This is a genomic window from Pseudosulfitobacter pseudonitzschiae, assembly GCF_900129395.1.
Taxonomy (GTDB): domain Bacteria; phylum Pseudomonadota; class Alphaproteobacteria; order Rhodobacterales; family Rhodobacteraceae; genus Pseudosulfitobacter; species Pseudosulfitobacter pseudonitzschiae.
The window spans coordinates 169,127-189,795 of record NZ_FQVP01000006.1 but is presented as its reverse complement, the minus strand read 5'-3'; the positions used below and the strand labels follow the sequence as shown (position 1 = coordinate 189,795).

19 protein-coding genes are annotated in these 20,669 nt (G+C 60.4%); 14 read left to right on the top strand and 5 right to left on the bottom strand.

Going from position 1 to position 20,669, the window contains the following annotated elements; translation table 11 throughout:
* Positions 1–879: a branched-chain amino acid ABC transporter permease gene (locus tag BUC08_RS18235; protein ID WP_143186777.1), complete on the top strand. Its 879-nt coding sequence runs from the start codon at positions 1–3 to the stop codon at positions 877–879.
* Entirely contained in the window at positions 879–1,808 is a 930-nt protein-coding gene (locus tag BUC08_RS18230) for a branched-chain amino acid ABC transporter permease (RefSeq protein WP_037927481.1), read from the top strand. The genes BUC08_RS18235 and BUC08_RS18230 overlap by 1 nt, the downstream gene beginning before the upstream one ends.
* Before the next feature lie 22 nt (positions 1,809–1,830).
* On the opposite strand, the gene BUC08_RS18225 is transcribed toward BUC08_RS18230, so the two are convergent.
* Positions 1,831–2,610 (bottom strand): IclR family transcriptional regulator, encoded by a 780-nt coding sequence (locus tag BUC08_RS18225; RefSeq protein WP_037927486.1) that lies wholly within the window; start codon positions 2,608–2,610, stop codon positions 1,831–1,833.
* 259 nt (positions 2,611–2,869) lie between these two features.
* Between BUC08_RS18225 and BUC08_RS18220 the strand changes: the two genes are divergently transcribed.
* From BUC08_RS18220 to BUC08_RS18190, 7 genes are all read left to right on the top strand, one after another.
* On the top strand, positions 2,870–3,628 hold the full coding sequence (locus BUC08_RS18220) for an SDR family NAD(P)-dependent oxidoreductase (protein WP_037927728.1): 759 nt from the start codon (positions 2,870–2,872) through the stop codon (positions 3,626–3,628).
* Between the two features lie 61 nt (positions 3,629–3,689).
* The gene (locus tag BUC08_RS18215) at positions 3,690–4,910 is read left to right on the top strand and encodes an ABC transporter substrate-binding protein (RefSeq protein WP_037927488.1); all 1,221 of its coding nucleotides are present in this window, start codon (positions 3,690–3,692) and stop codon (positions 4,908–4,910) included.
* A 54-nt stretch (positions 4,911–4,964) separates the two neighbouring features.
* Positions 4,965–5,855 (top strand): SMP-30/gluconolactonase/LRE family protein, encoded by an 891-nt coding sequence (locus BUC08_RS18210; RefSeq protein WP_051694472.1) that lies wholly within the window; start codon positions 4,965–4,967, stop codon positions 5,853–5,855.
* Entirely contained in the window at positions 5,848–7,965 is a 2,118-nt protein-coding gene (locus tag BUC08_RS18205; protein ID WP_224769527.1) for an acetate--CoA ligase family protein, read from the top strand. Before BUC08_RS18210 ends, BUC08_RS18205 begins: the two co-directional genes overlap by 8 nt.
* Positions 7,962–8,492, top strand: a complete 531-nt coding sequence (locus BUC08_RS18200) for a nuclear transport factor 2 family protein (protein ID WP_037927494.1) — start codon at positions 7,962–7,964, stop codon at positions 8,490–8,492. Before BUC08_RS18205 ends, BUC08_RS18200 begins: the two co-directional genes overlap by 4 nt.
* Before the next feature lie 28 nt (positions 8,493–8,520).
* Positions 8,521–9,042, top strand: a complete 522-nt coding sequence (locus tag BUC08_RS18195) for a flavin reductase family protein (RefSeq protein WP_081855407.1) — start codon at positions 8,521–8,523, stop codon at positions 9,040–9,042.
* Positions 9,043–9,178: 136 nt separating this feature from the next.
* Positions 9,179–10,810 carry a flavin-containing monooxygenase gene (locus tag BUC08_RS18190; RefSeq protein WP_200796215.1) on the top strand — a complete coding sequence of 544 codons (1,632 nt, stop codon included), beginning with the start codon at positions 9,179–9,181 and terminating at the stop codon, positions 10,808–10,810.
* 124 nt (positions 10,811–10,934) lie between these two features.
* On the opposite strand, the gene BUC08_RS18185 is transcribed toward BUC08_RS18190, so the two are convergent.
* Positions 10,935–11,753 (bottom strand): flavin reductase family protein, encoded by an 819-nt coding sequence (locus BUC08_RS18185; protein ID WP_051694477.1) that lies wholly within the window; start codon positions 11,751–11,753, stop codon positions 10,935–10,937.
* A 4-nt stretch (positions 11,754–11,757) separates the two neighbouring features.
* Positions 11,758–12,837, bottom strand: a complete 1,080-nt coding sequence (locus BUC08_RS18180) for an LLM class flavin-dependent oxidoreductase (RefSeq protein ID WP_037927499.1) — start codon at positions 12,835–12,837, stop codon at positions 11,758–11,760.
* A gap of 108 nt (positions 12,838–12,945) precedes the next feature.
* Between BUC08_RS18180 and BUC08_RS18175 the strand changes: the two genes are divergently transcribed.
* Together BUC08_RS18175 and BUC08_RS18170 are read left to right on the top strand one after the other, a co-directional pair.
* The gene (locus tag BUC08_RS18175) at positions 12,946–13,878 is read left to right on the top strand and encodes a LysR family transcriptional regulator (RefSeq protein WP_037927501.1); all 933 of its coding nucleotides are present in this window, start codon (positions 12,946–12,948) and stop codon (positions 13,876–13,878) included.
* A gap of 57 nt (positions 13,879–13,935) precedes the next feature.
* Positions 13,936–14,556 (top strand): TetR/AcrR family transcriptional regulator, encoded by a 621-nt coding sequence (locus BUC08_RS18170; protein WP_037927503.1) that lies wholly within the window; start codon positions 13,936–13,938, stop codon positions 14,554–14,556.
* Here BUC08_RS18170 and BUC08_RS18165 read toward each other — a convergent pair.
* Both BUC08_RS18165 and BUC08_RS18160 read right to left on the bottom strand, forming a co-directional pair.
* Positions 14,553–15,335, bottom strand: coding sequence for an SDR family NAD(P)-dependent oxidoreductase (locus BUC08_RS18165; RefSeq protein WP_037927506.1), 783 nt, complete (start codon positions 15,333–15,335; stop codon positions 14,553–14,555). The two genes, BUC08_RS18170 and BUC08_RS18165, sit on opposite strands and share 4 nt — an antisense overlap.
* Before the next feature lie 58 nt (positions 15,336–15,393).
* Positions 15,394–16,467: a Bug family tripartite tricarboxylate transporter substrate binding protein gene (locus tag BUC08_RS18160; RefSeq protein WP_224769526.1), complete on the bottom strand. Its 1,074-nt coding sequence runs from the start codon at positions 16,465–16,467 to the stop codon at positions 15,394–15,396.
* Positions 16,468–16,564: 97 nt separating this feature from the next.
* Between BUC08_RS18160 and BUC08_RS18155 the strand changes: the two genes are divergently transcribed.
* From BUC08_RS18155 to BUC08_RS18145, 3 genes are read left to right on the top strand one after another with little or no spacing between them, the layout of a single operon-like run.
* Positions 16,565–17,335: an enoyl-CoA hydratase/isomerase family protein gene (locus tag BUC08_RS18155; RefSeq protein WP_037927512.1), complete on the top strand. Its 771-nt coding sequence runs from the start codon at positions 16,565–16,567 to the stop codon at positions 17,333–17,335.
* A 1-nt stretch (position 17,336) separates the two neighbouring features.
* On the top strand, positions 17,337–19,478 hold the full coding sequence (locus BUC08_RS18150) for an acetate--CoA ligase family protein (protein WP_037927514.1): 2,142 nt from the start codon (positions 17,337–17,339) through the stop codon (positions 19,476–19,478).
* Positions 19,475–20,668: an acyl-CoA dehydrogenase family protein gene (locus tag BUC08_RS18145; RefSeq protein ID WP_037927517.1), complete on the top strand. Its 1,194-nt coding sequence runs from the start codon at positions 19,475–19,477 to the stop codon at positions 20,666–20,668. The genes BUC08_RS18150 and BUC08_RS18145 overlap by 4 nt, the downstream gene beginning before the upstream one ends.
* The last annotated feature ends 1 nt before the right edge of the window (position 20,669 follow it).

Sequence of the window (20,669 nt, the reverse complement as noted above, 5' to 3'; positions counted from 1 at the left end):
ATGTTTGACGGGATCACACCGCAGCTGTTGTTCGGCCAGCTGCTGATCGGAGTCATCAACGGCTCTTTCTATGCGATGCTCGCAATGGGGCTGGCGATCATTTTCGGGCTGATGCACGTGGTGAACTTTGCCCATGGCGCACAGTATATGCTGGGCGCTTTCGTGGCGTGGCTGCTGCTTAGCACGCTGGGCGTGCCCTATTGGGGGGCGCTGTTCATCGCCCCGTTGGTGGTCGCGATATTCGGGCTTGTGATGGAGCGATTGATACTAAAGCCAATCGCCCACCTTGATCCGCTGTACAGCCTGTTGGTGACCTATGCCGCCACACTGGTGATCGAAGGGGCGGTTCGGCTGAATTACGGCTCGACCGGCCTGCCCTACAGCTCTCCGCTGCCGGGGGGCGTGAACCTGGGCTTCATGTTCATGCCCTGGTACCGGCTTTGGGTCGTGGTGTTTTCGATCTTTACCTGTCTCGGGACATGGTTGCTGATCGAACACACAAAGCTGGGGGCCTATCTGCGCGCGGCGAATGAATCGCCGGAAACGGTAGAATCCTTTGGCATCAACGTGCCGCGCATGATGACGCTGACCTATGCCTTTGGCGTTGGCCTTGCGGGGCTGTCGGGCGTGCTGGCCGCGCCGATTTACCAGGTGTCTCCGTCCATGGGATCGACGCTGATGATCACCATTTTCGCGGTCGTCGTGATCGGCGGGATGGGATCGATCATGGGCGCGATCCTGACCGGTTACCTGCTGGGGATCGTCGAGGGCCTGACAAAGGTCTTTTATCCCGAGGGCGCAAACCTGGTCATCTTCTTCATCATGCTGCTGGCCCTGATCTTTCGGCCCAGGGGTTTGTTTTCCGGGGAGAAAAGCTGATGCGTATTGCACTTGTTCTGTTGGGCGTCGCCATCGCATTGGCATTGCCGTTTTTCGTCTACCCGATCCTGCTGATGACGATCCTGTGCTTTGTCATCTTCGCGTCGTCGTTCAACCTGCTTTTGGGATACGTCGGCCTGCTGTGTTTCGGGCAGGCGATGTTCCTGGGGCTGTCGGCCTATATCGCGGGTTATCTGCTGAAAACGACAGGGGTTTCGATCGAAATTGCGATCCTCGCGGCGGCGCTTGTCTCTGCACTGCTGGGGGGCTTCGTGGGCTTTGTCGCGGTGCGCAGGACGGGCATCCAGTTTGCCATGATCACCTTTGCCTTTGCACAGTTCGTCTACTTCATGCTGCTGCAATCCGAGTTCACCGGCGGCGAAGACGGCATGCAGGGCATTCCGCGCTCGGATCTTTTTGGCGTGGTGGACATCTCGGACAGCCGGACGTTCTACTATTTCGTTCTGGCAATGACCGCGCTGGCGATTTTCGCGATCTACCGTGTCATTCATTCGCCTTTCGGTGAAATCCTGAAAGCCATCCGGGACAACGAAGCGCGGGTTGAATCGCTGGGCTTCCGGCCCGAGCGTTTCAAGATCATCGCGATGATGATCTCGGCCGGGATCGCGGGTTTTGCAGGCGCACTGAAGGCCACCGTGTTTCAGTTCGCCACGCTGACCGATGTGTCATGGACCGTCTCGGGCGAGGTTATTCTGATGACCTTGCTGGGTGGAATGGGCACGTTCACCGGTCCGATGGTCGGTGCGGCGGCGATTATCTTCCTGAACGACGAACTGGCCCAATTCGGGGAATGGGCGCTGATCGCACAGGGCGTGATCCTGATCCTGGTGATCCTGTTCCTGCGTCGCGGTGTTGTCGGCGAGGCGGGGGCGCTGTGGCGGCGCATGCGCAACCGGAACAAGGGCTAGACCGGCTGTGGAACGCCGTCCGTCACAGTTCGATCTGAACCGGGTTGTTGAAATCCGGGTCTGTGCGAACAGATCGGACGGCCTTTCGCAATGCGCTGAGATACTGGTCGCGGTTGCGTCTGAACCGCTCGGCCACACCGCCAAGCGCCAGGGTGATCGGTTGTCCCTGAACCAGCACCGGCAGCAGCATCGCCAGGGTGGCGCCCCCTTCAAAGGGCATATCCTCGACATAGCCATAGCCCTGCTGCCGGATCTGTTCGATCTGCTCGGAGATGTCTTTAAGCTTCACTCGGTCCGCGACCTTGGGCGTTGCGATGTTGGCACGCCGCACGGTGTTTTCCAGCTTGTCCATGGGCAGGGTCGCCAGCAGAACCAGACCGGCAACCGATTTGGTGATCGGCCGGATCGTGCCCTCTTCGATGTGGAACCGCAGCGCCTGAATGGACGCGCGAGTCTGGATATACTGAAGATAGATATCGTTCTTGGCACCGATGAAAATGCCCTCGCCGGTTTCGGCGTGCAGATCGTTCAGCGCGTCGATGATCTGCCCCGACCCGAACAGCGTCTTGGGGATCCACTCCCCCAGTCCGGTGACCTTGGTCGTCGGGAAATACACGCGCGCGCGCCGGTCATAGTTCAGATAACCCAGCTTAACCAATGTCTTGAGCAGGACTGTCGTGCTGGACAGGGGATAGTCCAGACCGGTGGCAATCTCGGACATCGAACGCGGCTGCCGTCCGATGCGGAAGTATTCAAGCACCTCGAACGCCCGCGCCGCCGATTTTACCTTGGTCTCGCTCACGGTGTCTCTCCTTGGCCGTTTTTCAAGAATGTGAATTTAAACTCCATATATCAATATTCGTGGCCCTGTTCAACGCGGCATGTGAGACTGGGGGCGGGAAATCGGCCGGCTGCATATCCGCAAAATGCGCGCACCGCCGAAGGAGAATGCGTCGTGCGCAGCCCCGCAGGGGGCGCTGCGCGACATCAGATCAAACAATGTCTGGATCACCGGCAGCAGGGCCACCTGTGCCGGGGCAGAGGTCCTGAAGGGAGAACTTATGAGCAAGCGGCTTGAGGGTAAGGTTGCGTTGGTGACCGGTGGCGGTCTGGGCATCGGGCGGGCCATCTGCGAGGCCTATGCCCGCGAAGGTGCCGCCGTCGGCGTTTTCGACCTGAAACCCGAATTGGCCGAAGCCACCGTCGCCGCCATTCAAGAGGCCGGCGGACAGGCCGTTGCCCTGGTTGGCAATGCGGCGCTGCGTGCCGATGTGTTCGACGCCGCGGAAAAGCTGAAGCAGGCATTCGGGCCCGTCACGCTGCTGGTCAACAATGCGATGTGGAACCGGTACGGGCCACTGGAAGATCAGGACGAAACGATGATCGGCCGGATGATCGACGTCGGCTTCAAGGGGGTCATCTGGGGCTATCAGGCGGTGCTGCCGCAGATGCGCGAAGCCGGAGGCGGCGCGATCGTCAACATCGCCTCACCCTCTGCCGTCCTCGCGATGAAACACGGCATCATGTACAGCGCGATCAAGGCAGCCGTTGCTGCGGCCACCCGCTCGGGTGCCGCGGAATTCGGTCCCGATAACGTCCGGGTCACGGCCATCGCACCCGGACCAACCCAGACCGACGGCGCGATGCGCGTGGTGACGGACGAGGGTTGGGAACGGCGGCGCGAGCGCATTCCGATCCGACGTCTGGGGCAACCTGCCGATATGGCGAATGCAGCGGTGTTTCTGGCGTCCGAAGAGGCGTCTTTCATCACTGGCGACATGATTTTTGTGGATGGAGGAATAACCTACGCCTTTTCCTGAGGCGTGGGGAATATCGCACAGGCTGAGGAGGTCTGTGTTCATAAACCCGGGAGGAAAAGTAATGAAAACCAAGGTAAAGTGCAGCCATATGGCCGCAGTGATTGCGGCGATGACACTTGTTGCGTCGCAGGCTCAGGCGGACATCTCGAACGGCGTCATCAAGATCGGCGTGATGAATGACCAGTCCGGCCCCTATGCCGACAACTGCGGCGCGGGATCGACTGCTTCGGTCAAGATGGCCGTTGACGATCACGGGGGTGCCATCAACGGCATGCCCGTCGAAATCGTCGTTGCCGATGACCAGAACAAGCCCGACATCGGTGTCGCGCAGGCCCTGAAATGGATCGAACAGGAAGGCGTCGACGTGATCGTCGGATGTTCGGCCTCGTCCATCGCCCTGGCGGTTCAGGATGTGATGAACACCCACGAAAAACCCTACCTGATCGCAGGCACCGCGACGTCGGACACGACCAACGCCAAATGCACGCCCTATGGCACCAACTGGGCCTATGACACCTATACGCTGGCCAAGGGTTCGGTGATGGCACAGCTCGCACAGGGTCTGGACGAATGGTATTTCATCACCGTCGATTACACCTTTGGCAAACAGTGGCAGGAAGACGCGACCAAGTTTATCGAGGAAAACGGCGGCAAGGTGGTCGGCTCGATCCTGCACCCGCTTGGGACCAACGACTTTTCTTCGCAGTTGCTGCAGGCACAGGCCAGTGGCGCCAAGGTGATCGGCATTGCAAATGCCGGCGCTGACCTTGCCAACGTGCTGAAACAGGCACGCGAGTTCGGGATCGCCGATGCGGGTCAGGTTCTGGCGCCTTTGGGTATGCAGGTGAACAACGTGCATGGCATCGGTCTGGAAACGATGCAGGGGCTGGTTGCCTCGGCACCGGCCTATTGGGACCAAAGCGACGAGGCGCGCGCCTTTTCCGAGCGGTGGAGCGCACAGATGGGCGACCGCAAGCCGAATGAATCCCAGACTGTGACCTATTCCGCGGTGAACCATTACCTCAAGGCGGTCGAAGCAACGGGGTCGGATGCGGGGCCTGACGTGATGGCCAGCATGCGCGAAATGCCGGTCGACGATGTGTTCACCCAAGCAACCATTCGCGAAGACGGTGTTGTCCTGCGCGACATGTTGCAGGTTCAGGTCAAGACACCAGCCGAGTCCGAATATCCTTGGGACTATTACAAGGTCATCGGCAACTTGCCTGCCGCAGATATCTGGCGCCCGCTTTCTGAAAGCGAATGCCCGTTGGTCAAGAACTGATCCAACGTGCGGCCCGGACGATCGGGCCGCACATTTTTCCTAAGCGGACATGACATGATTCTTACTGTTACAGCCACGCGCATTGCGCCTTCACCCGACCAACTCGGGGAAAGCCCGATCTGGGATGACCGGATCGGACGTCTTTACTGGGTCGATGGGGTCAAGCGTTTGATCCGGTTCCTTGACTATGCAGAGGACCAGTTCGGGTCGGTGGAAATGCCCTCGATGATCGGGTCGATCGCATTGACCATGGACCAGGGAAAGCTGGTCGTCGGCTTGGCTGACGGGATTTATATTGTCACACTGGAAACCGCTGCTCTTGAGCCCTTGTACCGGCCCGATCCCGTTGATGCGCGGGTGCGTTTCAATGACGGCAAGGTGGACCATCAGGGCCGCTTTGTCTGTGGGACCATGGGCGTTTTTGCCGAACCGGTTGCCGAGCTTGTGCGCATCTCGGCGGACAAGACGAAAGAGTGCCTTGCCAATGGTATCCGCATCTCGAATTCGGTCTGTTTCAGTCCGGACGGCGGCACCTTGTATTTTGCCGACAGCCTGGACCGACAGATCCGCGCCTATCACTACGCGGCCGAACCCGAACCGCTGACCGAACCGCGCATTCTGGTGAACACCAAGGATTACAATTCCGGCCCCGACGGCGCGACGGTCGATTCCGAAGGTTTCATCTGGGTCGCTTTGGTCCAGGCGGGAAAAATCGGGCGATTTGCGCCGGACGGCACGCTGGACCGCCTGATCGACGCCCCCGTCGATATGCCCAGCTGCATCACCTTTGGCGGGCCGGACATGTCGACCCTGTTCATGACATCCATCAAGGATTCCGGGACCGGACGTGCCGTGTCACGCCATCCCCACGGTGGATATCTTTTTGCCCTCGAAGGGCTGGGCGTCACCGGACGCACAGAGCCGAGGTTTGGTCAAAATGGATAAGGTGAGTATGGAGCGCCAGAGCCTGCAATCGCTGATTTCGCCACGCAGTGTGGCCGTCATTGGTGCCTCTGATGACGTGAAACGCATTGGCGGGCGTCCATTGCGCTATATGCGCGAGGCGGGGTTCGCCGGGAAGATCTATCCGGTCAATCCAAAGCGCGAGACGGTTCAGGGTCTGAAAGCCTATGCCAGCGTGCTTGATCTGCCCGAAGTGCCCGATACCGCCATCCTGGCCGTGCCTGCGGCGGTGACGCTGGCGGCGGTGACCGAATGTGTGGAAAAGGGCATCCCCTCGGCCATCGTCTTTTCAGCAGGGTTTTCCGAAGCGGGCGCAGAGGGCGAAGCCCTTCAGGCCGAAATCGCCGCTGTGGCACGCGCGGGTGGGATGCGGTTGCTGGGTCCGAACTGCCTTGGGGTCATGAACCCCGCGTTGGGGTATTACGGTACGTTTTCCGTGGTGCTGGACGGAGAATTTCTGGCCCCCGGTCCGGTGGGCATCGTGTCGCAAAGCGGGGCCTATGGCTCGCATATCGCGCACCTTGTGCGGGCGCGGGGCCTGGGCATCAGCCAATGGATCACCACGGGCAACGAGATGGACATCTCGCTGGCCGAAGCGTTGGACCATGTTGTGGCCCAGCCTGAAACGCGCGTGGTCATGGCCTATGCCGAAGGGATCGGAAATGGCGACCGTTTCCGCGCCGCGCTTGAGCGGGCGCGCGCGGCAAACAAGGCTGTTGTCTTCATGAAAACGGGCCGGACCGAAGTCGGCGCGCGCGCGGCTGCGTCGCACACGGCGTCGCTTGCCGGGTCGGACGACGTGTTTGATGCGGTTCTGCGCCAATATGGTGCCTATCGTGCGATGACGACCGCAGAGCAGATCGACATTGCCTATGCCGCTGCGGGCGGGGTGTTCCCCGTGGGGAACAAGGCCGGAATTTTCACGATGTCCGGTGGATTTGGCATCCAGCTTGCGGATGACTTCACCGCGGCGGGTCTGGATGTGGCCCCGATGCCCGATGCCGCACAGGCCGAGTTGAAGGCCCTGTTGCCCTATGCGTCGCCGGTCAATCCCGTTGATGCCACGGCACAGGCCGTCAGCGACATGAGCATCCTGACAGCCTTTGTTCAGTCGATGATGGACAAGGGGGGCTATGATATGTTCAGCGCCATCCTTGGAACCGGGCCTGCGTCGGAGAGTTTCTCAAAACCTCTGCGCGAGGCGTTGATGGCGGGGTTCGCGGGGCATGACAGGTCTATTCGCGGCCTGACCATGTCCGCACCGCGCACCGTGGTGGCTGACTATGAGGCCGATGGTTTTCTGGTCTACGAGGACGGCGGGGCGCTGGCCAAATCCTTTGGTGCGCTGGCCGCATTTGCCGACGCATTCGCCCGCAATGACCCGCAGCCCACACCCGGAACGCCTATGGACCTGCCCCAGGGCCGTATGAGCGAAGCCACCGCCAAAACCGTGTTGCGCACCGCAGGTGTGCGGTTCGCGGACGAGGCGCTGGTGCGGACCGGGTCCGAGGCGGCGCAGGAAGCGACCCGGATCGGGTTCCCGGTTGTGCTGAAAATCTGCTCGCCAGACATCGCGCATAAGACAGAGATCGGGGGTGTCGTCCTGAACCTGACGGATGCGGCCGCGGTCCGGCAGGCCACGGACGAGATGTTGGACAGGGTGCGCAAGGCCGCCCCAGATGCCGAGATCGAAGGTGTCCTGGTTTCGGCCATGCTGTCGGGCGGCGTCGAAACCATTGTCGGCGTCCATGATGACCCGTCCTTTGGTCCGGTGGTCATGTTCGGGCTTGGCGGGGTATTCGTCGAAGTTCTGAAGGATGTGACCTTTCGCGTGGCGCCTTTCGGGATCTCAGAGGCCCACCGCATGATCCGCGAGATCAAGGGCCATGCGCTGCTTGAAGGGGTGCGGGGCGCGCCGCCTGCCGATGTCGATGCGCTGGCACAGTTGCTGTCCCAGGTGTCGATGTTTGCCGCCGCCAACCGGAGCCGTATCGCCGGAATTGACCTGAACCCCGTTCGGGTGATGCCACGGGGGCAGGGTGTGATCGCATTGGATGCGCTGATTGAACTCAAGGAAGGGGAACCCTCATGACAGATGCTGCCCTACGTGCGCTGCTGGACAAGGATGCGATACGCGACTGCATCCATCGCTATTGTCGCGGGATTGACCGCGCTGACGAAGCGGCGCTTGTGTCCTCATACTGGCCCGACGCGCATGACAGTCATGGCGCCTATTCGGGGCCGGTATCGGGTTTCATCGAACAGGTGCGCAAGGTCTGGGCAACCGGGCCGCGCAATATCCACAATGTCGGCAATATCATGGTCGAATTTACCTCGGATACGCGTGCGGACGTGGAAACCTATTTCATTGCGTTCCAGCGTGGCACCGGACCAGATGGCGTAGAGCGACAGGTCCAGTTGTGCGGCCGGTACTGCGACCTGTTCGAAAAGCGCGGCCAGGAATGGCGCGTGCTGCGGCGCACGGTTGTCTACGACTGGGTCGCACCCCAGGAGCCGCCCGCGCAAAGCGAGCAGGACCGGTTTGGCCCACGGACCCCGATTGGCGGGTCATACCCGGACGATCCCGTCTATCACATCGCTGCGGACGCGGGGAATTGATGTTGCCGAAACGTACGAAGGGCAGGTCATGACGCCAGAACCTATGTCGAATCCGCCGGACACGGACACCGTGTCGCCTGCGGAATACAAACATGCCATGCGGCGCGTGGTGTCCTCGGTCGCCGTGGTGACCACGCAAACACAGACCGAGCGCGACGGGCTGACGGCGACCGCGATCTGTTCCGCCACGACCATGCCCCCGACGATCCTGGTCTGTGTGAACCGCAAGGCAAGCGCGCTGCACCTGATCCAGAGTTCGGGGATATTCGCGGTCAATTTCCTGAGCGACGCGCACTCAAGCCTGGCGCGGGCGTTCTCCACGCGGGGGTTGACCGGCGAAACACGGATGGGTGCCGGTACATGGACAAAATTTGTCACCGGCGCACCGGTGCTGCCGGACGCCCTGAGCAGCTTTGACTGTGTGCTGGAAAAATCCATGACCTGCGGCGCACACGAGGTCCTGTTCGGTCGCGTCGTTGCGGTTGCCTGTACAGAAGACAGTGCATTGCTGTACCGCGACGGATTTTTCCGCCGCGTGGCGCCCGAATAGCTGAGGGGGTGCCGCGATGTGTCCCCGAAACCCCAATCTTGAGGAGAGCCAGCCCCCCGGTTGCTTTCCTGTCACCGTTCAAACCTGCGTCCGCGCGGTTTGAGCATCAGAAAAATTTAGGATCGAGGTGTTGATGATGAAATCTTCCAAACCAGCCGAACGCGTGGGCATGATCGTTGTCGGCGCAGGATTTGGCGGCATGTATGCCGTCCACAAGTTCCGCGAAATGGGCCATGATGTGGTCGGGATCGAGGCGGGCGGTGACGTCGGGGGTGTGTGGTACTGGAACCGCTATCCGGGTGCGCGCTGTGATTTGATGAGTGTCGATTACTCTTACGGGTTTTCCGATGAAATCCAGCAGGAATGGACCTGGTCCGAACAGTTTGCAGCCCAGCCGGAAATCCTGGCCTATGCGAATTTCGTCGCGGACCGGCTGGACCTGCGCAAGAGTTTCCGGTTCGAAACACGGGTCACCAGCGCCATCTGGGACGAGGCCGAAAAAATCTGGCGCGTCACAACCAACAAGGGCGATGTGCTGGAAGCACCGTTCTGCATCATGTCCACTGGTCCGCTTTCCGTTCCCAAGGACCCGGAGATTGACGGCATCGACCGGTTCAAGGGGCGTATTCTGCGGGCGCAGAAATGGCCGCACGAGAAAATCGACTTTGCCGGCAAGCGCGTCGGTTTGATCGGCACCGGGTCGTCTGGCATCCAGATCGTGCAGGAGGTCGGGCGGCAGGCCGGAGAACTGTTCGTCTATCAGCGCACGCCCAGCTGGACGCTGCCGATGCGCAACCACGATCTTGACGACGCCTATGTCAAAGAGATGAAGCGCCATTACCCCGCGATGCGTGCGGCAATGAAGATGAACCCCACCGGCGGCACACGTCCGGTCACCACGCGACCGTTTTTCAGCCTGCCGCCATCGCAACGGCGCGATGTGATGGAACATGCCTGGCAGGATGGTGGGCACACCTTTCTGGCCGCGTTCTCGGACCTGTTGTCAAACCAGGAAGCCAATGACCAGGTTGCGGATTTCGTGCGTGAAAAGATTGGTGAGATCGTGGACGATCCCAAGACCGCCGAGGCGTTGAAGCCACGCGGCTATCCGATTTTTGCGCGCCGCCCATGTCTGGATACGGAATACTACGAGACTTACAATCTGCCAAACGTCCACCTGAAAGACTGCCTGACCGATCCCATCGTGGAAATCACGGAAAACGGCATCCGCACCGAGGACGGCGAGACGGAGCTGGACGTTCTGATTTTCGCGACCGGTTATGACGCGCTGACCGGTGCGCTGCTGGCCTTTGACGTGGTGGGGCGCGACGGGCGTACGCTGAAGGAAAAATGGCAAGGCGGGCCGCGGTCCTATCTGGGACTGATGATGGAAGGGTTTCCGAACCTGTTTTCCACCTGTGGACCGAACGGCCCCGCGGCCCTGGCCAACATTATCTCGATCAGTGAAAACGACGTGGATTGGATTGCCGATGTGACAACCCATATGGCCAGCACGGGCCTTGCGTCGATCGAACCCACGCTGGCCGCCGAAGATCGCTGGATGAAGATTGTCGCGGAGCTTGCCGAAAAGTCGCTGGTGCGCAAGGCGAACACGTGGTGGGTGGGGACCAACGTGAAGGGCAAGCCGACCGGATTGACCATGTTTGTCGGCGGGTTCAACAAATACCGCGAGTATTGCGAGGCGGCGAAACAGAACGATTATGCCGATTTTTCGTTTCAGCAGCGCGCGGTGGCGACCGCAGAGTGATCTGCTGTGGCCTATGAAGATAAACAGCTCCGCAATGGCAATGCCGTTGCGGAGCTGTTTACTTTGAAACCCGCCGCAAGACGGGCTTCATGACTCGCGCCTGAGGGAGGCCAGGCGAGAGATCCTATTGGATGGCGCTTGGCTGCGCCGTCGTGGCCTTGATCACGCCGTCGTAATTGACCAGCGCGGAACTGTCCTGGGTGTCGCCGGTCGCAATGACCTGACCGATCAACACGGTGTGCGTCCCGGCCTGATGCGACGACACAGGCGTACAAACCAGCGACTGGTGCGACGTGGCCAGAACCGGCGCGCCGCCTTCGGCGTCTTGCCATGCGTCATCGGTAAACCGGTCGGCACCGCGCAACCCGCCTTGGCCGGCAAAGCGCATGGCCACGTCCTCTTGTGATCCGCCAAGGATATTCACGCTGAAGGCATCGGCGGAAATGATCGCGTCATGGGTCGACGAGGTCCGGTTGAGGCAGACAAGAACCATCGGCGGTTCGGCGGACACCGACGAGAAGGCGGAAACCGTCATGCCGCGCCGGTCTGCGCCTTTGCCGCTGGCCACGATGCAGACGCCGCTTGCAAATTTGCGCATGGCGCGGCGAAACTCATCCGCGCTTACGGGGCACGTTTCGGGAAGATAGTCGATATGGGCGCGGATACCGCCGTTTGGTCCGATCCAGCCATGTTCCCTGGCAAAGGCGCACATCGCGGCAAAGCCTGCGTCCCATTCGGGATCGCCTGCCATCGCGGACAGGGCCCTGATGGCGTCGGGGCGCACCCATGCATGGGTGCCCTCCTCTGATTTGAAATCCGCGACCGGCGCGAGGGCCAGGGCTTCGGTCCCTTGCAGCCGTTCATCCAATGCGATGGAAAACCGCGTGAAATCCTCGGGTGCCTCCAGACGCGGGGGCGTGTTCTGTTTGACCACGATCCGCATGGCGTCAGCCGTTCACGACTTTGGCCGGAGCCACTGTGTCCTGGCCAAGCGCCTTGTTGATCGCGGGAATGATCTTGTCGCCCCACAGCTCGATCTGTTTGAGCATGGTTTTCTGGTCAAAATCCCCAAGCTGTGTTTGCAACGCGATATGGTGCGGTTTCAGAATTTCGATTTCGGCCAGCATACGGTCGATGACCTGGTTGACGCTGCCCACCGGCAGGTTGGCCGCCATTTCATCAAGCGACATTTCCCTGTTCAGCGGCACCTCTTGCATCAGATAGCCGTCGTCGGTCTGCTGGCGGCGGTCTTTCAGGCTTTCCGACAATCTGCGGGCAAATCGCGCACTGTCGAGATAGCTTTCGATCTCGGCCTTGTTGTCGCTGGCAAAGCCGCAGCGCAGGAAGCCAAGCTTGGTGTCGGCGATGTCGGTGCCTGCTTCGCTTGCCGATTCCTCAAGCTTTGTGCGCAGCCCTTGAATTGCATCGAGGTCGCCGTGCAGGACGGTCACAAACAGGTTGTGACCTTCTTTCATCGCACGTTCGCGCACCTTGGGATTGCCCGTCGTCACCCAGATCGGCGGCATCGGGTCCTGCACGCAGCGCACGCTGATCGAGCTGGGCGGAATGTCGAGGTATTTGCCATGATACTCAAAGCTTTGCTGTGTCAGGGCCATCGGGATCACGTCCAGATATTCCTGAAACATCGGGCCTGCGTCGGCCAGCGAGGTGCCGAAGCGTTCAAATTCGAATTGCTGGTAGCCCGAGCCGATGCCCAGTTCCAGGCGGCCGTTCGATACCGTATCGACATAGCCAACCTCGGCCAGAAAACGTGCCGGGTGGTACAGGGGCAGGATACACACAGCCGTGCCAAGACGGATTTTCGAAGTCTTGCCCGCGCAATGGGCGACGGTCATCAACGGAGAGGGCGACAGGGAATAGTTGTTGAAATGGTGCTCGGCCGACCAGGCCGCATCAAATCCCGCCTGTTCGGCCAGAACGGTTTGTTCAACCGTATTTGCGATGACTTCTTGCGAACTTTGATTGTAGCTGCGCTGTTGCGCGAGTGTGAAAACGCCGAATTCCATGATCGTTCCTCCCTTGAACCACTGATTTCGTCAAAGTTAACACCTTTCAATTTCGGGTATAATTGGCTAATCGTAAGCAATACCTTTTCACATTCTGCAAAGGCGGATATGGACAAGCTCAGGGCGATGGAACTGTTGGTCGCTGCCGCAAGCCACGGCAGCTTTTCGGCGGCGGGCCGACGTTTCAACCTGTCGCCTGCCAGCGTGTCGCGGCATATCACCGAGTTGGAGGCGCACATCGGGGTGACCCTTGTGCACCGCTCGACCCGCAACCTGACCTTGTCTGAGGCAGGAAAAACCTACGTTGCGCGGGCTGAATCCATCATTGCGGGGATACGTTCGGCCGAGGCTGATGCCGCATCGCTTCAGGACACGCCACAGGGCGTTCTGCGGGTGCATTCGCGGACCATGTTCGGGGTGGCCGTTCTGGCAAAGCTGCAGACGGAGTTCGCCAGATCCTACCCCGAAGTGATCGTGGAACTGCACCTTTCAGAGCGTCCTGTCCGGTTGCGCGAAGACGGCTTTGACCTGGATTTCTGTATTGCACCGCCACAAGAGGCCGGGCTGATGCGGCGGCGTCTGTTCGCAAGCGAACGGGTGTTGATCGCCGCGCCGGATTACCTGGCGCGTAGGTCACAGCCCCTGGTCCCGTCGGACCTGCTGCAGCATGCGTGTCTGCCCTATTTGCTGGGGCATGATGTCGTGTACTGGCGTTTTGTGAAAGAAGACCAGGCTGAAGACCTGCCGGTGCCGACGGCATTCGGGTCGAACAACGGGCAGGTTTTGCTTGAATGCGCGCGACAAGGGCACGGCATTGCCTTGTTGGACGAATACAACGTGGCCCAGGATATCCAAGAGGGCAGGTTGGTGCGTGTCTTGGAGGACTACGCGGTGACAAATACCACATTTGAGGAGGGCATTTATGCGGCCTTCCTTGAGACGGTTCAGGTCCCGACAAAGCTGCGCGTCTACCTCGATTTCGTGGCCCGCTATTGGCAGGGTATTTCGGGGCCCGGCATTTCCGCGACCGCACCGCATTGACCCGCCGGTCAGCCGCTGCGTATAACTTATCCGAGAAGAATTTAAGGGTGATAGAGCATGAGCACAGGGTCCAAAGCCACCTCGGATGCAGAAGCAGATTCGGTTCTCAGCCCGCGGGTTCTGGAGCTTTTGGAGACGGGCGCGCGTGTCTTTGCCGAGAAAGGATACGACGCGGCAACCATGCGTGACGTGTCAGAAGCGTCGGGGGTGTCAAAAGCGCTTTTGTATCATCACTTTACAAGCAAAGAGAAATTCTATTCCCAGATCGCGATGCGCTCGGCGCTTCGCCTGAATGAGTATGTGTTCGGGCAGATCCCCGAGGATGCCAGCGCCGCGGAACAGGTGCGTGCCTTTATGATCGCGACAGCAGAGTTCTTTGAGGAATATCGCTGGGCGTGGATCGCGGCGAGTTCATCGTTTTGGAACGATCCAGACAGGCATCGTCAGGCGGAACGCCTGAAACGTCGGACGGAATTTGAGCTGAAACTGCGGACCCTGATTGCGAAAGGTGTCGAAAGCGGAGAGTTCAATGAGGTCGATCCCGCCATGACAGGGCGCCTTATCCTGTCGGCAATCAACTGGATGCACCGGTGGTACGTGCCTTCGAAAGAATTGCGCCCGCCTGAAATTGTCGATCAGTATTTCGGAATTCTGCTTGGCGGGCTGTCAAAGCGTTAGGTCATGCGTTTGCGTGGGATGTGGGTCATCAGCGTTTGTGTGAACGCGCCATCTACGACCACATCCGCGCCACTTACATAAGACGCCCGGTCGCTGGCGAGGTAAAGCACAGCGTCTGCGATATCTTGCGGCAATCCGATGCGACGCACTGGCACGACATCCTCACGCGCCTTGCGGTCTTTTGGGTCACTGTAGAAATTCTCGCTCAGGGGCGTCAGGATCAGGCCCGGGCTGACCAGATTGCACCTGATGCCTTCGGGACCCCATTCGATCGCCAGCTGTCGGGTTAGGGACGTTAAAGCAGCTTTGCTGGCAGAATAGGCGGCACCGTTCGGAACGGGGTTCTGGGCCGCGATTGATGAAATGTTGACGATCGCGGCGGGTCGGTCCGTGTCGCGTCTGCGGCGAAAGACCTGGGCTGCGACAAGCGCGGCGGTGGTGTTCACTGTCATCTGCAAATGAAAGGCTGCCTCGCTGACCTCTGCCAGCAGGGCAGGGGTCGACATGGCGGCGACGTTGACCAGGATGCCGGGCGCACCGACCAGGTCCGCGGCTGTGTTCAGGGTGCTTTCGACTGCGGCAAGATCGGACAAATCCAGCGGCATCGCCAGCGGCGCGGTTTCGAGTTGGTCCGCCACCGCTTTCAGACCTTCGGCATCACGGTCGAACAGTGCAAGCCGGGCGCCCTGATCGGCAAAGCCTTGTGCAACGGCGCGTCCGATCCCTCCTGCGGCACCGGTGATGAAAACGGTACGATCCTTAAGATTGAGCCAGTCCATTGACGCAACTTCCCTAGCATTGGCGCGCCGGGACAGACCCGACGCGCCTGTCTGACACTTACTCGAGGGTGATGTTATTGTCTTTGACAACCTTACCCCAGACTTTCATGTCCGTGTCCAGCTGGGCCTGCATTGCATCGGCCAGACCCGGCTGCGGGATCATGCCGACATTGACCATCTTTTGCTGGAAATCTGCGTCGTTGATGGCGTTTTGAACAGCGGCACCGACCTTTTCGGTGATGTCGGAAGGTGTGCCCGCGGGGGCGAGCAAGCCGAACCAGAACGACGATTCCAGGTTGGGATAGCCCAGTTCAGTCGTGGTGGGCAGGTCCGGGAATTGATCCATCCGTTCGGGCGTGGTGATGGCCAGCATTTTGATATCCCCGGATTTCTCGTGATCCAGAAGGGAAATAGGCGTCGAGAAATTCAGTTCTGCCTGCCCTCCCATCAGGTCGACCAGAGCCGACGGATTGTTGCGATAGGCGACATCAACCATGTCGACGCCCAGCTCGCCTTGCATGATCAAGCCAAACAGATGGGTCACGCTGCCCGGCCCAAGCGTTGCATAGCGCAGTGGACGCCCCGTTTCCTTGGCGTATTCGGCCAGCCCGTCGATTGTATCAACGCCCAAGGACGCCGGCACGGTCACGGTCAGTGGACCACTGAACATCGTCGCGACAGGATCAAAATCCTCCAGGCCATAGGGCAGGCTTGGGCGCAGCAGTACGTTCAGGGAGATCGGGCCGGTCGCGCCAATCAGAAATGTCTGCCCGTCCGGTTTTGCCGATGCCACGTATTGAGAGCCGATGATTCCGTTTGCACCTGGCTTGTTTTCCACCAGCACCGGCACACCCAGTTCGGCAGAGACCAGGTCGGCAATCTGGCGGGTCATCCCATCGACCAAACCACCGCCACCGTATGGAACAACAAAGGTTATCGGCTCATCAGACTGCGCTGATGCAAATTGCGGTGTGGCGAGCGCAAGGGCTGCTCCTGCTGCGGCAATGACTGCGCGGCGATTGATGAATTTCATTTTTTTTCTCCTCCTGGGTACGGGCTTTGGTCCCGTGATTTGCGCCGTCTGAACGGTGCCAATTGGCCCGACGCTAGTACTGACCGTCCAGTCAGTCAATCCGCAATTTTCCTGTTGTCAGTACCGGGGGCCGGTGCTAGTTACGGGCTGACCGTCTGGTCAGTCAGGGGCTGGGAGAGCCTCAGGAGGAGTACACATGACTTATGAAACCCTGCGATTTGAAATCGTTGACCACGTTGCATTGGTCACCTTGAATCGCCCGCCCGTGAATGCCCTCAACCGCAAGGCGCGTGCCGAAATCATCGCGGTGTTCGACGAGATTTCTGCCCGCGAAGATATTCGCTGTGCCGTTCTGACCGGTGCGGGAAAAACGTTTTGCGCCGGAGCGGACCTGAAGGATCGCCCCGACGCCGAAGTTCCCGGAGATTTTCTCGAGCACAACCGGATCACCCGCGAGACAGGCAATGCGATCCGCGAATGTTCCAAACCCGTCATCGCCGCAGTGAACGGCGCGGCCCTGGGTGCGGGGCTGGGGCTGATGGCGTCCTGTGACGTCTTCTATGCCTCTGAAAACGCGACCTTTGGCATGCCAGAGATCAATGTCGGTCTGGCGGGCGGTGCATCCATGTTGAACACGTTGTTTGGCCGCTCCACGATGCGCCGCATGTTCTACACCGGTGTGCGCCTGACGGCTGCCGAGTTGCTTGAGCGCAATGTCATCGAGGCCGTCACGTCCCAGGAAGACCTTGTGCCGACCGCCATGGCCGTCGCCCGCGAGATCGCGTCGAAAAGCCCGCTGGCCATTCGCTATGCCAAACAGGCGATGACCATCGTCGAGCACATGCCGCAGCGCGATGCCTACCGGATGGAACAGAACTATACGATGGCGCTGGCCCAGACCGAAGACGCGAAAGAGGCCCGCATGGCATTTCTGGAAAAACGCGAACCGAAGTTCACGGGGCGCTGAAATGGCGCGTGACATCAACCTTGGTCGGGGGTTGGACCAGATTTTCCAGCCCCGGTCGATTGCTGTTATCGGGGCATCGACAGACCCGTCCAAAACGGGCGGGCGACCTGTCCATCTGCTGAAGAAACACGGCTATGCCGGGGCAATCCTGCCGGTCAATCCCAAGGCGGACGAGGTTCAGGGTCTGACCGCCTATGCCAGCGTTGCGGACCTGCCGCAGGTCCCGGACCTGGCGCTGATCGCGGTACCGGGCGCCGGTGCGCTGGAAGCGGCACGCGCCTGTGCCGAACGTGGTGTGCCCGCCGCGATCGTGCTGTCCGCCGGATTTGCCGAGCAAGGCAGCGAGGGCGCCGCGCGGCAACTCGAATTGCGGGCGATTGCTGACAACAGCGGGATGCGGGTACTGGGGCCAAACTGCCTTGGCACGGTCAGTGTCCCGGAAAAGGCGATTGGGACATTCTCGGTCGCACTGGAAAATGAAATGCCCGCGCAAGGTCCGGTTGCGATTGTATCGCAAAGCGGCAACGTGGGCAGCCTTGCCATGAAAATGCTGGGGCGCGGTGGGGCGGGGATCAGCCGCTTTATCGCATCTGGCAATGAATGCGACGTGGATATTGCCGATGCCATCGCGTGGATGGCGGGCGACGCTGCGACCCGTGTCATTCTGGTCTGTATGGAAACCTGTCGGGATGCCGCTCGTCTGACGCTTGCGCTGGATATCGCGCGGGCTGCTGGCAAACCCGTGTTCGTGCTGAAGATGGGCGCCTCGGACGTCGGCAAGGCTGCAGCCATGTCGCATACCGGTGGGCTGGCCGGTGCGGACCAGGTGTTTGACGCGGTCTTTGCCAGACATGGGGCAGTGCGCGTCAAGTCGCTTGAGATGTTGGTCCAGATGGGCAGCGCCGCCGCCGCCCTAGGAGACCGGACGGTCAGCGCGAACCCATCGGTGTCGGTCATCGCGGCATCCGGCGGCTTTGGCATCATGATGGCGGACGCGGCGGAAGAACATGGCCTGACCCTGAACCGGACCGGCGACGCCGCGATCGAACAGATCAAGGCAGTGCTGCCGCTGGCTTCGGCTGTGAATCCTGTGGACGCCACGGCACAGATGTCGGCCAACCCCGAAACCTTCGGCGCGTTGTTGTCGGCAGTCGCCGGCGATAATGCGAATGAAGTCGTTTGCATCATGATGGCGCTGGGACTCGAGGTGCCTCGCCTGCGCGACACCTATCTGGCGGCCTTGGATGCGGCGCGTGCGGCCCACCCCGATCAGGTCTTTGTGGCCTGTGTCGCAGGGCCGGACGATGCGCTTCAGATCCTGAACGCCAAGGGCATTCTGACCTTTCCGACCATTGACGCGATGATGGAAGGGGTGTCGCACCTGGGGCGTCTGACGGCGGAAAAGGGCAAAGACGCGGGTGGCGCGCGGGACATAGCAACCGCCCCTCTGGATCGCGGGTCCGTTGCCACAGAAGCAGATGCCAAACGTGTCCTCTCGGCAGCCGGAATAGGCTTTCCCGAGGAGGTCGTCGTGACATCGGCGGATGCAGCGGGACAGGCCGCAGATCGGCTGGCGTTGCCCGTGGCGATGAAAATACTGTCGGCGGACATCCAGCACAAATCCGACATAGGCGGCGTAGAGCTTGGCATTGTCGGCGCGGACGATGCGGCCGCGGCCTATGCCCGGATCATGACCGCCGCGGCCACACATGCGCCTGATGCCCGGATCGACGGCGTGTTGGTTGCGCCAATGATCACAGGGGGCACCGAATTGATCGTTGGCACGACCACCGACCCGATCTTTGGACCGGTGGTCATGGTCGGACTCGGCGGCATCTTTGCCGAAGTGTTCCGGGACACCGCCCTGCAACCGGCACCTGTCTCGCTGGAGGATGCGCAGGAAATGCTGCGATCGCTTAAGTGTTTTGCGCTGCTTGATGGTGCGCGGGGACGGCCCCGTGCCGACGTGGACGCCGCAGCGCAGGCCATTGTCGCCCTGTCCGAATTTGCCGCGCGTCATGCTGATGACGTCGCAGAAATCGATATCAATCCACTTCTCGTGCGGGATCAGGGGCTGGGCGCAATCGCGCTTGACGCGCTGATCATCCCGCACCAGACCCAAACATCAGAGGCCGCTGAATGACACAGACCGCCGCCGTGGCCAGCGAACGGCCCTCCCTTGAAACTGCCGGTGACACGGCCCGCGCCTGGCTGGACGCGAACCTTCCGCAGGGCCTGCGCGAGGATATCCTGCAAGAACGCGAGCCCACTTTCGCCGAGTTGTCCGAATGGGAATCAAAGCTGCACAAGGCGGGTATCATCGGCGCCACTTGGCCCACGCAATACGGCGGTGGTGATCTGGGACTGAGGGCTCATCTGGATATCAGCCGGGAAATTGGCCGCACGCCAATGCCCGAAAGTGTCAATTCGATTGGCAAGGAGCTGGCGGGGCCGATCATTCTGGCCGTTGGCAACGAGCGGCAAAAGGCAGAGTACCTGCCTGCCATCCTCGAGATGCGCAACATCTGGTGTCAGGGGTTCTCCGAACCCAACGCCGGGTCCGACCTTGCGGGTCTGCGCACCAAGGCCGAAAAAACCGATGATGGCTGGGTGATCAACGGTCAGAAAATCTGGACCTCGGGCGCGTCCAAATCCAGCCACTGCCTGTTGCTGGCGCGTACCGGGTCGGTTGAAGATCGTCACCGCGGGCTTGTTCTGTTCGCCGTGGACACCAGCCTGCCGGGCGTGGACATCCGCGAGATCAAGTCAATCGACGGTGCGCGGCATTTCTGTGAAGTGTTCTTTAATGATGTTGTCGTGCCCGAGGCGGATATGCTCGGCTCGCCCGATCAGGGTTGGGCTGCAGCGACGCGGGTGTTGTCGATTGAACGTGCCACCAACCGGATGCACCGCGCCTGGCGGTTTGAAAACCAGTTACAGCACCTGGTGTCGGCCTGTGCCGAAAACCCGGCGACACGCAGGCTGGTCGAACATGACTATGCCCGCCCGCTTGCCGAAGTGGCGGTGAACATCGAATTGCTTAAAGGGCACGTTGAAACATTGGTCGGGTCCCTGATCGACGGTAATGAAATCGGGCCCCGTGGATCGCTGCCCAAGATGTTCTGGAGCGAGGCGCATCAGGATTTTTCCAAGCTTGCCCTGGACATCGTTTCGCGTTTTCCGCCCGATTTGTCCGACCCCTTGCGGGCTGTGAAGCGGCGGATGGAAGACATTTATATCAAGGCGCGCGCCGAAACGATCTATGCGGGCACGACCGAAATCCAGCTGGGCATCATTGCAAAGCGGATCCTGAAACTGAACTGGGAGAGATAAT

Excerpts from the sequence above, each read along its gene's own strand:
- BUC08_RS18175 (WP_037927501.1), top strand. The coding sequence starts at position 12,946 with ATGGACAAGCTCAGGGCGATGGAACTGTTGGTCGCTGCCGCAAGCCAC.
- BUC08_RS18180 (WP_037927499.1), bottom strand. The coding sequence starts at position 12,837 with ATGGAATTCGGCGTTTTCACACTCGCGCAACAGCGCAGCTACAATCAA.
- BUC08_RS18165 (WP_037927506.1), bottom strand. The coding sequence starts at position 15,335 with ATGGACTGGCTCAATCTTAAGGATCGTACCGTTTTCATCACCGGTGCC.
- BUC08_RS18170 (WP_037927503.1), top strand. The coding sequence starts at position 13,936 with ATGAGCACAGGGTCCAAAGCCACCTCGGATGCAGAAGCAGATTCGGTT.
- BUC08_RS18200 (WP_037927494.1), top strand. The coding sequence starts at position 7,962 with ATGACAGATGCTGCCCTACGTGCGCTGCTGGACAAGGATGCGATACGC.
- BUC08_RS18190 (WP_200796215.1), top strand. The coding sequence starts at position 9,179 with ATGAAATCTTCCAAACCAGCCGAACGCGTGGGCATGATCGTTGTCGGC.
- BUC08_RS18230 (WP_037927481.1), top strand. The coding sequence starts at position 879 with ATGCGTATTGCACTTGTTCTGTTGGGCGTCGCCATCGCATTGGCATTG.
- BUC08_RS18205 (WP_224769527.1), top strand. The coding sequence starts at position 5,848 with ATGGATAAGGTGAGTATGGAGCGCCAGAGCCTGCAATCGCTGATTTCG.
- BUC08_RS18215 (WP_037927488.1), top strand. The coding sequence starts at position 3,690 with ATGAAAACCAAGGTAAAGTGCAGCCATATGGCCGCAGTGATTGCGGCG.
- BUC08_RS18185 (WP_051694477.1), bottom strand. The coding sequence starts at position 11,753 with ATGCGGATCGTGGTCAAACAGAACACGCCCCCGCGTCTGGAGGCACCC.
- BUC08_RS18155 (WP_037927512.1), top strand. The coding sequence starts at position 16,565 with ATGACTTATGAAACCCTGCGATTTGAAATCGTTGACCACGTTGCATTG.
- BUC08_RS18195 (WP_081855407.1), top strand. The coding sequence starts at position 8,521 with ATGACGCCAGAACCTATGTCGAATCCGCCGGACACGGACACCGTGTCG.
- BUC08_RS18235 (WP_143186777.1), top strand. The coding sequence starts at position 1 with ATGTTTGACGGGATCACACCGCAGCTGTTGTTCGGCCAGCTGCTGATC.
- BUC08_RS18210 (WP_051694472.1), top strand. The coding sequence starts at position 4,965 with ATGATTCTTACTGTTACAGCCACGCGCATTGCGCCTTCACCCGACCAA.
- BUC08_RS18145 (WP_037927517.1), top strand. The coding sequence starts at position 19,475 with ATGACACAGACCGCCGCCGTGGCCAGCGAACGGCCCTCCCTTGAAACT.
- BUC08_RS18220 (WP_037927728.1), top strand. The coding sequence starts at position 2,870 with ATGAGCAAGCGGCTTGAGGGTAAGGTTGCGTTGGTGACCGGTGGCGGT.
- BUC08_RS18150 (WP_037927514.1), top strand. The coding sequence starts at position 17,337 with ATGGCGCGTGACATCAACCTTGGTCGGGGGTTGGACCAGATTTTCCAG.